Raw genomic sequence first — 13,888 nt, 5'->3', positions numbered from 1 at the left:
AAACTTTATTCCTTACATATCTGTATTCTCTCTATATAAATCGTGCCGTCAAAGTTCTTCCGCTGCGATTTCCTCGGCGTAGCGCACCGTTTCCATGGCGTCCTTGGCATATTTGTCGGCGCCAATACGATCCGCGTATTCCTGGGTCAGCACCGCGCCGCCCACAACTACCTTGCACCAGGGCGCGCCTGTGCGCAGCTGCTTGATGGTTTCCTCCATGGCCGGCACCGTCGTGGTCATAAGGGCGCTAAGTCCTACCAACGGCGCGTGGAGCCGCTGTACTGTCTCCACCACCGTTTCCGGCGCCACATCCCGGCCCAGATCTGTTACATCAAAGCCGTAATTCTCCAGCAGCAGCTTTACGATATTTTTCCCAATATCATGGATATCTCCCTGTACCGTGGCAATGACGAAAGCGCATTTCGTAGCGGAAGTTCCCGGCTGTGCCGTCATGACCGCCTTGATCTGCTCGAAAGCGGATTTTGCCGCTTCCGCGCTCATGAGCAGCTGGGGCAGATAAACCCGCTTTTCCTCAAAGCCCTTCCCCACAATATCCAAAGCGGGGATAACCTCCGTCTGTACGATCTCCAGCGGCGCTTTTTCTTCCAGCATTTTCTGGGTCAGTTCTCCGGCCTGTTCCCGCAGTCCTTTGACAATGGCTTTCTGCAGGGCAGAACCATATTCCTCCGCCACAGGCGCCGCTCCTGTCTGGGCTGGCGCCGCTGCCGCCGCCTGATGGGGCAGCGCTTTGGAAGCAAAGTCGATATAGGCCTCGAAATTCTCATCCAGCCCCATCAGCGCCCCAAAGGCATAGTATGCCTTCATCATATCCAGAGAATAGGGATTCATAATGGCCGCGGAAAGCCCCCGGCTCATGGCCAGCGCAAAGAAGGTACCGTTGATGTTGTCCCGGTTGGGCAGTCCAAAGGATACGTTGGATACCCCCAGGGACGTATGGCAGCCCAGTCCATGACGGATCTCCGCCAAGGCATCCAATGTGGCCTTTGCCGCGTTGGGATCGGCGCTGACGGTCATAGCCAGCGTATCAAAAATCAGGTCATTTTTGGGGATGCCATAGCTTTCCGCCCGCTGGATAATCTTTTTGGCGATGGCCACTCTGCCCTCCGCCGTTTCCGGGATACCCGTCTCATCCAGGGTCAGAGCCACCACCAGACCGCCGTATTTTTTCACCAGCGGGAAAATAGCCTCCATGCTTTCTTCCTTCCCGTTGACGGAGTTGATCATAGCCTTGCCGTTATACCGCCGCAGCGCCGCCTCCATAGCCACAGGATCGGAGGTGTCGATCTGCAAAGGCAGATCCAAAACCGCCTGCAATTCATGGACCGCTCTTTTCAGCACCTCCGGCTCGTCGATTTCCGGCAGGCCCACATTTACATCCAAAATCTCCACACCGCATTCCTGCTGGTTAATGCCTTCTGTCAGAAGATAATCCATATCGTTTTCCCGCAGAGCCTGTTTCAGCCGCTTCTTCCCCGTGGGATTGATTCGCTCCCCGATCAGAACAGGCTTTTTATCAAAAAGAACCGCATGGGTATAAGAGGATACCCAGGTCCAGTGCTTTTTCGCCACAGGCACCGGCTGAAAATCCTTTGTTTTTTCTGTCAGTGTCCGGATATATTCCGGTGTGGTGCCGCAGCAGCCCCCGGCGATACGCACACCTTCTCCGATCAATGCCGCCACATCTTCGGAAAATTCCTCGGGACCTACGTCAAAGACCGTCCTTCCGTCTACCTCTCGGGGCAGTCCGGCATTGGGTTTTAACAGCACCGGCACAGAAGCATACTTCAAATAGTCCCGCACCACCGGTGCCAGGGCTTTCGGCCCCAGAGAACAGTTCACGCCAATGGCGTCGGCGCCCATGCCTTCCAGCAGAGCCGTCATAGCCGCCGCGTCCGCCCCTGTCATCAGCTTGCCGTCCTCGCCGTAAGCATTGGACACAAACACAGGCAGATCACAGTTTTCTTTTGCCGCCAAAAGCGCCGCCTTAGTCTCATAGCTGTCATTCATGGTCTCAATCATAATCAGATCCACACCATACTGCACCCCCAGACGCACCGTCTCGGCGAATACAGCCACAGCCTCCTCAAAGTCAAAATCCCCGTAAGGCTTCAGCAGCCGCCCCGTAGGCCCAATATCCAGCGCCACGAACTTTTCCTGGGTCCCTGTGCTGGTATCTCTGGCCTCCTTGGCGTTTTCGATGGCACAGCGCAGAATCTCATCCAGTTCCTCCGTGGGAAATTTCAGGCTGTTGGCCCCAAAGGTATTGGTATTGATGACATTGCTCCCGGCGTCAAAATACGCCCGCTGCAATTTTACGATAACATCCTTATGGGTGATATTCCAATGTTCGGGATGTTCTCCCGGCTGCAGGCCCTCTGCCTGCAGCAGTGTCCCCATGCCCCCATCCAGAAACAGGAGATGGTCCTTCATATAATCCAGTATTTTCATAGGCGTCACCTTTTGAACGGACAGTCCGCCTTCTGGCAGCTGCCGCATTTTTCTTCCTTTTGTATCTCTTTTTTTGTTCCGATGCCCGCAATGGCCGTTACAGACTTGCTGGGCGTCATCAGCAGGCTTTCATTGAGAAAAACCCCTGTTTTCTCCCGCTCAAAAACGCAAAAAATCTCCTTTTGCAGTGCCAGAGGCAGATCCCCGTATCCCGGGCTGAATCTGGGCCGCAGCTGCTGCCCTTTGGGCAGAAGTTCCCGGTCCCGTTCTTCACAGAACAGATCGCAGAGGCTTTCGATGCGCTCCGCCCCAATGGCCTGAAACCACAGGGCCTTAACCGGAGAAACACGGCTGTACCTGGTAATGAGCCGATCAATGCCCAGCCCGATAGTCGCCAAAAACAGCAGGATCTTTTCGCAGCCCGCCAGATTTTTCGCCAACGCGTGCGACTTTACCCGGGCAAATGTCAAGTCCAGTTTGTCCCCATCTATATGAACAGGATACTCCGCCCAGCAGACCTGATACTGGAACTTTCCTTTCGTCTCCGCCAGACATTCCTCCATCTGCTGTCGGAATTCCTCTTTGATCTCCCGACATCCGGCGTAGCGGAAGATTTCCCGCTCCTGCACCGGCGGCGGAAGATAAATCTTTTTCTGTATTACCATATCAGATTTCTCCCAGAATATCCGACAGATTTTCCATGATCTTGGCCGCTACCTCCGGCTTATTCATGGAGTATACATGTACATGATGGATGCCGTTGGCATACAGGTCGATGATCTGGTCGGTAGCGTAAGCAATGCCGGCCTGTTTCATAGCGGCGGGATTAGAACCGAACTTATCCACCAGACTCTTGAACCGCTGCGGCACAAAGGAACCGGACAGCTTTAAAGCGTTTTCCAGCTGTTTGGCGTTTGTGATCGGCATAATGCCGGGCACTACCGGTACCGTTACTCCCGCCTCCCGAATCTTATACAGGAAATTATAAAGCAGGTTATTGTCAAAAAACATCTGTGTGGTCAGAAAATCACAGCCTGCTTCTACCTTTTCCTTCAAATGGAGAATGTCCTCTCTCTGGTCTGTACTTTCCGGGTGAATCTCCGGATAGCATGCGCCGCCGATACAGAAATCCGCACCGCTTCCCTTCAGCTCCCGGATCAGATCAATGGCATAACGGTAATCCCACTGGCTCCGGTCGGCATTTTCCAGTTCCGGTGTCAGATCCCCTCGAAGTGCCATAACATTTTCAATACCGGCCTCTTTCAGGTCCTCAATACGGGCATGAACAGTTTCCTTGCTGGAGGAAACACAGGTCAGATGGGCCAGCGTGGGCACACCGTACAAATGCTCAATGCTTTTGGCAATATCCAGCGTATACTTGCTGGTGCCGCCGCCGGCGCCGTAGGTCACACTGACAAAGGAAGGATGCAGAGCGGCGATCTTTGCCGTAGCTTCCTTCACATTGTCAAAAGCGGTGTCATTTTTTGGAGGGAATACCTCAAAAGAAATGGACAGCGCGGGGTTTTTCAATAATTCGGATATTTTCATTTCGCATCACTCTTTCCTGATTTTTCGTGGATTATTCCTTATTATACTTGCTTGTACCAAAAGAAACAACAATTCCCCCAAAAAAATGGAAAAAACCGTCTGTTTTCTAATGCCGCGCAAAAAAGGCCCCGTCACAGGGCCTTTCTCATAAGAAAACAAATATTGTTAACATCATTGCAGCGCAAAGACTTCCAGCGATTCTATCGGGAATAGAATGATTTTCTTATAAAATAAAGTCAGCCTTTGCGGAGCTTTTCTGTGTTTTGCTTTACACAGTGGGATCAATCAGCGCCTTTTTCAGTGCTTGCCATCCTTTTTCTTTCGCCAGCCATGGGATCTTGGCAGCGAATTTCTCCAGAAGCTGCGCCTGATTCTCCTTATCCTTTTCACAGATCATTTTTTCGTCTAGCCAGACGCTTTCCTTTCCCGGCTCATTCCGCCACCGAAGAAGAGGGATTTCTCCCCAGGACAGATCCCTCTCCAGCAGCGAAATCATTTCTTCTCTCTCCTTTTCGGAAACATGAAAATTATTTTTATTAAAATTATTTTCTATGGTATCCATCAGGCTATTCAATATAATCTCTTTGTATCCCGCGTTTTCGCACATACTTATGTTTACCATTTCATTATAAAACTCGTTGGTTGCTACTGGCGTCAAACGCATGAAAAACACTTCGTCCAGTATCTTTCCATACAACGCTATCATTTCTTCCCTATTTTCCAAAAATATCTGTGCTGCTCCCGTAAAGCCCTCCTGTATTTTGTTCTGCACCCGTTCCGTTTTAAGGGGATAAATCTTCCCTTCTATGGAAAATACAGCATTCCCCTCTGTTCTATTTTCAAAAGCTGTTCGAATGAAATGAAGGGACATTCCTCCAAAGGATGTTTGCTGGATTATTTCCGGCAGCAGCGCGCACTCCAGATCAATGATAACAGGGCCTTTTTTCGTAGCCATAATATTTTCATAATGGAGATCATGGATTCCAAAGAGCTTTGCGAAACAAAGCAGTGCCCCCAGTTTCCCGAAATATATTTCCGCTTCAGCCCATGTCATTTCCTTTTGATGGGTCACAAAATCCATATATCCCGTCTCGTTCTTGTCCTTCAAAAACGTTATGGCTGGCACAGGCAGCTTAAGTTCCTCCGGCAAAAAGGAATTGCATTCGGTCAGCGCATCCATCAGCAGCTTATCCAGGCACATATTTCTGGGCTTATATACATACTGCCTGCCATCCATCCGGAAGATATAAGGCAATTTCCCGCCGCAGTGCATATCTCCTTCCGTAAAAATCAGCATAGTCGGAGGGTATTCCAACTCCTTTAAACTGTTCCATACGGTACGATACCCTGTAAAAAACAATTCCACCCGCCGAAGGATCAACTGAGAAAGCCTGCCCCCTTCGTCTACTTCACTTCCGCCATAATAGTTTCCTGTGGTCATCAAATACTGCCAGAGCCTCGGGGTATCCTCTGGAAAGCAGTAATGAAAATACGGAACACAAGTCAGGAATTGTTTTGTCAAAGCAGCGTTTTTCCCGATCACAGTAAAAAACGTATAAGGCCCCAGCCAGCCATAATCCGCTTTCGGCTGATAGCAGAGCTTTGTCAGTTCCATCAGCGCCGGAAGCAGCATCTGATACCACTCCCTGTTCTTTATACTGTTCAGCACTGACAAAATCCCGTTTCTTGTCCATATGGTCTGGGTTTTGTCAACATAAAACCGCTCTAATTCCCAAAGCTGAGTATACAGTTCCTGCAGATTTCCGCCAATTCGGCTGTTCAGCCGGGAAAGTGCCTGATTATATTTCTCCATCGCATCCCAACAGGAGTCCCAGACTGTCACATAGCACATCCGTCTCCCCCCTTACCGTGTCCCCTTCCGGTCTGTCACATACCATCCGTCATGCTCCAGAAAAATCTCGCCGCAGGAAAGGGCCTTGTATAAATATTTATAACACTGCATCAACAACTGGAAAAACTCATCACTGAAGGCCTCGCCGTCAGTGCCGATGCCGTCAGGGCAGTTGTTGTCCGGCTTTCCGAAAGCCATGCCATCGGGCAGTATTCCCGGCTTGATGAGGGTTTCAAAATATCCCTTCCAGATCAGCTGATCTTCCTTAGAAAAAGAAAACGTTTTATCCCTGCATGGCGTAGCCTGAGCCGTATATCGTTCCAGAAAGCAAGCCAGGCCCACCACCTGATCGAATTCTTTTTTATTCATATATTCTCCTCCTTCTTCCGGGGCAGGACTTCTCTTGCCGCCCGCCCCAGCAAATAAATGGTATTTTCATATCCCGCTGTCCCAATAACGCTGGTCAGCGCCGGCATCATCTCACCATCCTGCCGCATCCGTTCCGCCAGTTCCTCCGACGGAAGACCCTCTGTCAGCATTCCTTTCGCCGCCGCCACCGCCGCCAGCTTGCGGGCCAGCTGTCCACTCTCTTCCAGAAGCTGACGTGATACAGCAAAATACTGATCTGTACGCTCCTTGGCTTCTGTCAGACAGTCCAGCAGAAAACGATTTTTCTTCCTTCTGCCGTTTCTGGTGTTGGGCCGGTCGCCTTCCTCCGGCGTGTAGGTCTGGGCCTTTGCCTGTACCAGCGCCAGATCCGCCGCCACGGACATTTGGTGCTTCTGGCTCAATGTCACCAATCCTGCCAGAAAATCCACCGTTTTTTCCTCCGCCAGATAGGATTCTGATGCCATGGCCTTTGTCAGCTCCGCCATCCGGACAAAATATCGCTCAAATTCCTCTATTGTCTTTGCTGGTGTCATTTTTCTCACCTCAGCCCAATGTCAGGAAACGTCTTTTTTCGCCGCTTTCCTCGTTCTGGTCCACTACAAAGTTCACATCCTGCTCCCGTATCTTCATTTTAACCCGCATCAGCTGCTCCGGCGCAAAATTCTGCTCCATTTTTCCTGTTTCCGCCGATACCAGAAGGCCTTCCGGCTGCTCAAAAATCTCCCGGAACTCAAAAAACATAGTGCTGCCTACGGTCTGGCACATTTTTTTCAAAGCCTCTTTATTGATGTAAGGTGTCTGGACATCCAGATAAGTACTAAATTCCTCTTTGCAGACGCGGTAAAGGGTCTCAATAAACACATCCGTAAAATCCAGCAGTCTCATTTCACTGATACTGTTTTCCTTTACATAGGTCGCCATATACTGATTCATCAGCGTGCAGATAGCTGCCGTAGAGGCCTTATAGCTGGCTCTCAGCTCCGGTACCTGACTAAGCCGTACTACCTGCGCCCGGGGTTCCTCCTGCTGTCTCATGGAAATCCCCACTTCTTCCGGCTCTACAACGCCGCTTTTCTCCCGTACCACGGCGGCCTGCTTGTCATAGTAGCAGTTTTTGATGTTCCGATAGAGCAGTGTGGGCAACCCCCGGCGAATCTTATCCAGTATCTTCTGCATTTCTTCTTCCCCGATTTCTGTCTTTCTGACCCCCATAATCCGCAGTGGCAAATCAATCTCCGCCTCCGCAATGGTATAACGGGGCACCGGCATCCCCCTCAGCAGCGGGTTCACATGGTATTCTTCCGATAACGAAGCGCTGTACATATCCGCAGTTCTGCGAGCCTGCAAAAAATCAGCCGCCAGCAGCCCCGCCAGTTCTCCAAATGTAATCATAAGCTATTCTCCTTTTTATTTTTTGTCTTCCAGACGGTTTTCCATGGATGTAGCGTCGGAAAGCAGATCCAACAGCCGTTCCACCCCTGCCGGCATATCGTCCTGCATGGCGTGGACATGTACATTCAAAGAATAATCCCTCTTTACCGTATCGGAAATACTGGATTTTTTCTGATTGGAAAGGGATGCGTTCAGCTTGATGCCCGTCTTAAACCAGAACCCGTTATAGTTGGCGCTGGCCTCCACATTGCCGCCATAGGTCAGATCAGAAGAAGTCTTTGCCTCCTGCACGGAATTGATCTTTACATTAAAATCAATGCTGGCGTTATCAATACGGATAAAAGGAATAGGCACCATAGTCAGCAAAGGCACCTTTAAATTGGTGATCTGTTTTCTTTCCTCCGCCGGAGTGCATACCAGCTGCAGACTGGCCGCCTGTTCTCCTTCCGGCAAAGGAGGTGCCTCCGCATTCTGTGCCTGAATCACGATGGGCAGTGTCCCCTTCAAACCTGCGGGCACACTGTTCAAAACTACGGCTTTCAAAGCCCCTGATCTCTCAAAAGTAATACTTGCATCCAAAACCTGTCCGCCCGCTGTCAGCTGCAGATTCTGCTCCTTGCTGTACCCCTGCCCTTTTGACAAAATCTGCACCTTATAAGCGGATAAATCCTCCGAGATATCCGGCTGCACCGTCTTTTCATACTGGAACCCCACATAAACAGGCTCTCTTGTTTTTCCGTCACTGCCTGTCTGGAAGCCTACCTCCTGAATAAAATTTACCGTGGTACTGGCCGCCTGACTCTGGGCTTCCACAATGGCGCACATAGCGCCCCCAATGATACTGCCTAAACTGATGGAAGAGATTTCGTCTCCATAACCTGCCATACTACATTCCTCCTTTATGTTTTAAATATGCCTGTCATACCAGTTCCTGCACCTTTCTCGGTACATACTATGATCCCTATTTTATCATTATACCAGTCTTTGTCCCATTTCCACACCTTCACAAAAACTGATTCCACCCAGGAAAACATCGTTTCCCCCTATTTTTTAAGAAACACTGTTACAACGCCCCTTATAAGTACACACTTTCAAAAAAAATCGCCGGAATTCTTTGCTCCCACAAAGATTCCAGCGATATCTGCTTTCTATCAAACTGTCTCATGCAATATCCTCTTTTTTCAAAAGCTGTTTTCCTTCTGTCAAAAGCCTTATTCCATGCCTCCCTCCGCCTTCTCTTCCGCGTTCTGCTTGCGGAAATAGGGAGGGTCCTGCGGATACTGGCTGTGAACATAATTCAGTATCATTTTCAGCATAGCATCCGTAGCGGAGGATACAAACATATTTTTCTGGGTGGCAAGGCCAATGGTACGGTAAGGCGCTCCCTCAATGGGGTAGATGCCCACCTGCCCTTTCAGCCGCTGGAGCACCAGCTCCGGTATAATACTGATGCCAAGTCCGCTTTCCACCAGCGCGATAATGGAACTGTCGTCGATGATATTATGGGGTGTTTTCAGTTCCAGATGATTTGCCTTCATAAAAGCGATGGCATCAAAATCCGATCCTGTTCCCGGCGTAATAATCCGCATCTGGCGGATTTCTTTCAGGGTGATATATTCCTTATTTTCCGGGATAAAATCCATAGGCGTAATGCACAGCAGCCTGCCCCGCATCAGAGGGATGGCCGAAATATTGTACTTGGGCGGGATAGATACAAAAACCAGATCTAAAATACCGTCCAAAAGTCCTCTTTCCAATGCCTCATAGCCGTTTTGCATGATACTGATTTCTACATCCGGATATTCTGTCTGCATCTGCCGTACCAGATGCGGAATCCAGGTACAGCAGATACTGTTGAAGGCACCGATACGTACACTGCCCCGGAGTCTTCCCGTAATGCTGTTAATCTCCTCTTTTAGTTTTTTATCCATAGCCAGTATGGAGCGGATATGAGGCAGAAGCTCTTTCCCATATTCCGTCAGTTCAATGCCGTTGCGATCCCGTACCAGCAGCGGAAGTCCAAATTCCTTCTCCAGCTTCATCAGAGAATGGCTCACCGCAGAAGGCGTAAGATGCATCAATTCTGCCGCTTTTCTCAAATTTCCCGTAGTAACAATCAAATCAAATATCTCATAATTCCATAATGACATACCTCTCACCCACCTTTCCGCAGTTTTTTTGGCATATTCCATCTTTTCAGAACAGAAAAAATCTTTCTTTTTACACGAAATTCCATGAATTAAATTCAACTATAAAAAGGAGAAAAGGGCGCGCCAGCATATTCTTATCTGATGCACGTCCTTGTCTTCTCCCTTTTGGAATCTCAAAAAAATGTTTTCCCGCACATTGTTTTCCTGCTTTACTTATTTTGCGCCATCAACCATTTTTCCGATCGGCGCTGCAATGGCGCCCATGATCCAGCCCAGCACAAGACCCATAGTCAGTGTAGCGATGACCCAGGGCAGCTCCGCTGTTCCCTGAGAGAAAATAGCCGCAAATCCGCCAAATACCATCGGGCAGTTGCAGAACAGTCCGCCCGCTTTGTCCTCTGTCAAAAGTCCCAGATGCACAAAGCAGCAGATGCATACAATCACAGTAACTACAATCAGCATATTCACATCAGAGTTTGCAAACAGTCCCATCCCCAGCACTACCAGCGTCAGGGCTCCCCAGAGCACACCGCTGGCCGCGCAGCAGAAATACCGCGGCAGTTCTTTCAATACAGCGCCGCCGCAGAAATAAATGGGAAGAGAGATAAACCCGATCCACATATAATTTTGAATATGCGGCAGATGAGAACATAAAATACAATACAAACCGTCCAAAAGACCTAACCCAATACACCAGATAAATGTCGCCTTTTTACTCATACGGATCACCTTCCCTTTCTCTGTCGTTTTCTTCTATTCAGCGTCTTCTCTCTTGTATACCACTGTTTATGTATTTATCATAAAACATTGTGTTTTTTTCGTAAAGCGAATAATATTTCATATAAACTGTTGTATTCCAGCCATTTCTTTTTTCTCCCGAAAAAAAAGGGAAATCATGTCGTCTTTTATCCTATGAAATATATCTATTATATTTATGAATAAATCCTTTATTCTTTTTATTCCGCCCCCTTCCAAACAAAATATTCCTTCTGTTTCCTTGTGATACATGACAAACGTTTGTGTCCATGTGAAAATTTTTTAAACCACCCATGAAATTTCTTCGCTTTTGCTTTCCCTATTATGAAAAAAAGAGACAGCTTCTTTCCCTTTTGCGAAAAGAATCTGTCCCCCTTTTATTTAATTCGGTTTTTATTCCTTCGGGCAAACAGCAATACATCTTGCCGTAAATCCAGCCGCGTCCTTCGCTTTCGGGAATCCGCAGAAAATCAGGCTGCCTACCGGCGGCACTTCTGACAGATCCTTCATCAGCTCAATCTGATACCGGTTCTGCTCCAGAATGTAATATTCACAGATATAGCCGTGTTTGGAAGAATCCGCAGGCGCGTCCGTATCGGAGGTCTCATGTCCCACTGCCACAACATCCCGCTGTTCTACCAGGAACTTCAGCGCCTCAATATTCCAGCCGGGATAATGCTTGTTTCCCTCGGCATCGCAGTTATCCAGATCGGTGCGTTTGGACCAGTCACTGCGGATAGCCACAAAAGCCCGGTCAGGGATACGTCCGTACTGTTCCTCCCATTTTTTGATATCTTCCTCCGTTACGGCATAGTCCACATTTGCCGCCACTTTGTCCGTCACGTCAATGACGCACAGAGGCAGGATCATTTCTTCCACGGGGATTTCATGCAGCCCCTTGGTATCCTTTACAAAATGCAGGGGCGCGTCCACGTGGGTGCCGTACTGGCTGACCATAGTAAACTCATGTACCCGGAACCCATCGGGATAGTCAAATTTCATGGCAACGCTCATTGCCGGGAATCCCGACCAGTGGGGCGTCTGCGGGGACACTTCATAAGAAAGGTCCACAAATTTGTATTCCTTTTTCCATTTTTCCAGTTCATTCCATAATCCTTTTTGGCTCATAAAACCCCTCCTTTATTCCGGTATTTTCTCTTTTGTTTATAATTTCGAGCGGATCAGGTCACCCAGCCGCTTCATACCAACGTCGATCTGTTCCGGCGTCACATTGCCGAAGCTGATACGCATACAGTTTTTGCCCTTTCCTCCGCCTTCTGTAAAGAAGCCTTCCCCGGCGATATAGTGTACATGGTTTTCGTTGGCTTCCTTCAACAGCGCGGTAGTGTCGATGTTCCCCGGCAGTTCCACCCAGGTAAACAGACCACCGTCAGGAAATACCCGTTTTGTGCCTTCCGGCAGATATTTGTCAATGGCCGCCATCATAGCGTCCCGGCGTTCTCTGTGGATAGCCCGGATCTTTTCCAGATGTTCCGGGAAATATCCCCGTTTGAAGAACTCGGCACAGATAACCTGCGCGAAAGTAGATGTATGGGAATTGGTGGCCGTTTTGGCGTCAAAGAGCCTTGCGATCCATTCCTTTTTCGTATAGACAAACCCCAGTCTGCTGCCGGGAGAAAAGATCTTGGAAAAGCTGTTGGCGTATACGGTATGACCCGTTTTATCGAAGCACTTGATGGGCGGCAGGGCTTCTCCGCTGTAACGCAGCTCCTGATAAGGGTCATCCTCCAGAATGATAACATCATACTGACTGCCCAGCTCCGCCAGCCGTTTTCTCCGATCCACAGGCAGAGTCTTGCCCGTAGGGTTCTGGAAAGTGGGAATCACATAAACAAATTTCGGATGATACTCCTTGATCTTTCGTTCCACATCCTCCATAACCAGCCCCTGATCGTCACATTCCACGGCGATACATTTGGCCTGGAACATCTCAAAGATCTCCACACAGTGAACAAATGTGGGGGATTCCACCAGAATCACATCACCGGGATCAATAAATACCTGACAAAGCAGATTCATCGTCTCCAGGCCGCCGTTTACGATCAGTATTTCATCAGGAGACGGCGACAGTCCCTTAGGCGCCAGCAGCACATCACAAACGGCCTGCCGCAGGTCTGCTACCCCCAGTACGGCACCATACTGCAGCGCTTCCTGCCCCCGCTTTTCTTCTGTCAGAACATCCGCGCAGATTTCCCTTACAATATCCACCGGCAAGCCTTCCTTGGCCGGTGCGCCGCCGCCGAAGGAAATGGTCTCCGGGTCGCCCATGGCGTTAAACAGGCCGCGGATAATGACGGCAGTATTTTCCATATCCTGCATTCTTTGTGCAAATTTCGGCATATTCACCCCTCCTTACACAAGTTCAAACTCAGATCATTTCTCAAAAAACGGCTTCATTTCCTCGAAGAGCTTTGCGAATTCCTCGGGGTCACCGGAAATTTTATACTTATGCTCCGGTGCGGGGAACGCCTCTTCCTTAACCTCTTTTACATAGTCCTCAATGCCCTGTGTTGCCATAGCGGCAATATCCACATACTTCTTGGCGAATTTCGGCGTAAAGTTTTTGTACATTCCCAGAGAGTCTGCCGCCAGAATAACCTGACCATCGCAGTCAATGCCGGCGCCGATACCATAAACAGGGATGGGCAGCATTTTATGTACATAAGCGCAGATTTCTTCCGGTACACCTTCCAGCAGCAGTGTTCTTGCCCCTGCCTTATATACGGCAATAGCATCCTCAATAATAGCTTTGGCGCTTTCCACCGTTCTGCCCTGGGCCTTGAAACCACCCATGGACGCGGAACTCTGAGGGGTCAGGCCGATATGGCCAAATACAACCATGCCCGCCTCGGTAATGGCCTTAATTTTATCGGCCACAGCCACACCGCCTTCCAGCTTCACGGCGTCCACATCCGCCTCTTTATAGAACCGGATGGCATTTCTTACGGCGTCCTCTGCACTGATATGATAGCTGCCAAAGGGCAGATCACCGATCAGATACGTATTGGGCGCGCCTTTGCGTACCCCCTGACAATGGGCAATGCTCATATCCATCGTTACAGGCACTGTTCCGGCGTTGCCGTAAACAATCATGCCCATGGAGTCGCCGCAGAGGATCATATCCACACCGGCTTCCTCTGCGTAAGAAGCGAAGCAGCTGTCATATAATACGATCCATGCCGCCTTCTCGCCGTTTTCTTTCATTTTGTACAGATCCAGTATTGTTTTTTTCTTAGCCATAACATCTGCTCCTTTCTTCTGTTGCCCTTTCCATTTTTTTCTATTACTATATTAAGCCAAATTCGTCCGC

Annotated in this window: 13 protein-coding genes; all 13 read right to left on the bottom strand. The window is 49.3% G+C overall.

The genetic code is table 11. The annotated features are described in order from the left end of the window. Positions 1-48: 48 nt before the first annotated feature. Positions 49-2,517, bottom strand: a complete 2,469-nt coding sequence (locus tag H9X84_RS09300) for a homocysteine S-methyltransferase family protein (protein WP_330612316.1) — start codon at positions 2,515-2,517, stop codon at positions 49-51. After that, positions 2,475-3,134 carry a Vitamin B12 dependent methionine synthase activation subunit gene (locus tag H9X84_RS09295; protein ID WP_205133905.1) on the bottom strand — a complete coding sequence of 220 codons (660 nt, stop codon included), beginning with the start codon at positions 3,132-3,134 and terminating at the stop codon, positions 2,475-2,477. The genes H9X84_RS09300 and H9X84_RS09295 overlap by 43 nt, the downstream gene beginning before the upstream one ends. 1 nt (position 3,135) lies before the next feature. Then, entirely contained in the window at positions 3,136-4,017 is an 882-nt protein-coding gene (gene metF / locus H9X84_RS09290) for a methylenetetrahydrofolate reductase [NAD(P)H] (RefSeq protein WP_205133906.1), read from the bottom strand. Positions 4,018-4,285: 268 nt separating this feature from the next. Further along, positions 4,286-5,869, bottom strand: coding sequence for a DUF4135 domain-containing protein (locus H9X84_RS09285; protein ID WP_205133907.1), 1,584 nt, complete (start codon positions 5,867-5,869; stop codon positions 4,286-4,288). A 12-nt stretch (positions 5,870-5,881) separates the two neighbouring features. Next, complete coding sequence (locus H9X84_RS09280; RefSeq protein WP_205133908.1) at positions 5,882-6,238, bottom strand: hypothetical protein; 357 nt, start codon at positions 6,236-6,238, stop codon at positions 5,882-5,884. Beyond that, entirely contained in the window at positions 6,235-6,792 is a 558-nt protein-coding gene (locus H9X84_RS09275; protein ID WP_205133909.1) for a hypothetical protein, read from the bottom strand. The genes H9X84_RS09280 and H9X84_RS09275 overlap by 4 nt, the downstream gene beginning before the upstream one ends. A 10-nt stretch (positions 6,793-6,802) precedes the next feature. Further along, positions 6,803-7,651, bottom strand: a complete 849-nt coding sequence (locus H9X84_RS09270; RefSeq protein WP_205133910.1) for a hypothetical protein — start codon at positions 7,649-7,651, stop codon at positions 6,803-6,805. A 15-nt stretch (positions 7,652-7,666) separates the two neighbouring features. Continuing rightward, positions 7,667-8,536, bottom strand: a complete 870-nt coding sequence (locus H9X84_RS09265) for a DUF2589 domain-containing protein (protein ID WP_205133911.1) — start codon at positions 8,534-8,536, stop codon at positions 7,667-7,669. 326 nt (positions 8,537-8,862) lie between these two features. After that, positions 8,863-9,801, bottom strand: a complete 939-nt coding sequence (locus tag H9X84_RS09260; RefSeq protein WP_205133912.1) for a LysR family transcriptional regulator — start codon at positions 9,799-9,801, stop codon at positions 8,863-8,865. A gap of 213 nt (positions 9,802-10,014) precedes the next feature. Then, on the bottom strand, positions 10,015-10,521 hold the full coding sequence (locus H9X84_RS09255) for a DUF1097 domain-containing protein (protein ID WP_205133913.1): 507 nt from the start codon (positions 10,519-10,521) through the stop codon (positions 10,015-10,017). A gap of 429 nt (positions 10,522-10,950) precedes the next feature. Further along, a complete protein-coding gene (locus H9X84_RS09250; RefSeq protein WP_205133915.1) occupies positions 10,951-11,685 on the bottom strand; it encodes a cyclase family protein in 735 nt (244 codons plus the stop codon). Positions 11,686-11,721: 36 nt separating this feature from the next. After that, positions 11,722-12,918 (bottom strand): PLP-dependent aminotransferase family protein, encoded by a 1,197-nt coding sequence (locus H9X84_RS09245; protein ID WP_205133917.1) that lies wholly within the window; start codon positions 12,916-12,918, stop codon positions 11,722-11,724. 33 nt (positions 12,919-12,951) lie between these two features. After that, entirely contained in the window at positions 12,952-13,818 is an 867-nt protein-coding gene (gene panB / locus H9X84_RS09240; RefSeq protein WP_205133918.1) for a 3-methyl-2-oxobutanoate hydroxymethyltransferase, read from the bottom strand. Between the last annotated feature and the right edge of the window lie 70 nt (positions 13,819-13,888).

Origin of the sequence: Anaerotignum lactatifermentans (genome assembly GCF_016902535.1) — a bacterium.
In the GTDB taxonomy this organism is placed as follows: domain Bacteria; phylum Bacillota; class Clostridia; order Lachnospirales; family Anaerotignaceae; genus Anaerotignum; species Anaerotignum lactatifermentans_A.
This window is presented reverse-complemented; position numbering and strand designations above follow the sequence as displayed.

What these genes read in the sequence shown, in the direction of transcription:
- H9X84_RS09275 (WP_205133909.1), bottom strand. Translation starts at nt 6,792, where the DNA reads ATGACACCAGCAAAGACAATAGAGGAATTTGAGCGATATTTTGTCCGG.
- H9X84_RS09295 (WP_205133905.1), bottom strand. Translation starts at nt 3,134, where the DNA reads ATGGTAATACAGAAAAAGATTTATCTTCCGCCGCCGGTGCAGGAGCGG.
- panB (WP_205133918.1), bottom strand. Translation starts at nt 13,818, where the DNA reads ATGGCTAAGAAAAAAACAATACTGGATCTGTACAAAATGAAAGAAAAC.
- H9X84_RS09260 (WP_205133912.1), bottom strand. Translation starts at nt 9,801, where the DNA reads ATGTCATTATGGAATTATGAGATATTTGATTTGATTGTTACTACGGGA.
- H9X84_RS09270 (WP_205133910.1), bottom strand. Translation starts at nt 7,651, where the DNA reads ATGATTACATTTGGAGAACTGGCGGGGCTGCTGGCGGCTGATTTTTTG.
- H9X84_RS09300 (WP_330612316.1), bottom strand. Translation starts at nt 2,517, where the DNA reads ATGCGGCAGCTGCCAGAAGGCGGACTGTCCGTTCAAAAGGTGACGCCT.
- H9X84_RS09255 (WP_205133913.1), bottom strand. Translation starts at nt 10,521, where the DNA reads ATGAGTAAAAAGGCGACATTTATCTGGTGTATTGGGTTAGGTCTTTTG.
- H9X84_RS09245 (WP_205133917.1), bottom strand. Translation starts at nt 12,918, where the DNA reads ATGCCGAAATTTGCACAAAGAATGCAGGATATGGAAAATACTGCCGTC.
- H9X84_RS09285 (WP_205133907.1), bottom strand. Translation starts at nt 5,869, where the DNA reads ATGTGCTATGTGACAGTCTGGGACTCCTGTTGGGATGCGATGGAGAAA.
- H9X84_RS09265 (WP_205133911.1), bottom strand. Translation starts at nt 8,536, where the DNA reads ATGGCAGGTTATGGAGACGAAATCTCTTCCATCAGTTTAGGCAGTATC.
- metF (WP_205133906.1), bottom strand. Translation starts at nt 4,017, where the DNA reads ATGAAAATATCCGAATTATTGAAAAACCCCGCGCTGTCCATTTCTTTT.
- H9X84_RS09250 (WP_205133915.1), bottom strand. Translation starts at nt 11,685, where the DNA reads ATGAGCCAAAAAGGATTATGGAATGAACTGGAAAAATGGAAAAAGGAA.
- H9X84_RS09280 (WP_205133908.1), bottom strand. Translation starts at nt 6,238, where the DNA reads ATGAATAAAAAAGAATTCGATCAGGTGGTGGGCCTGGCTTGCTTTCTG.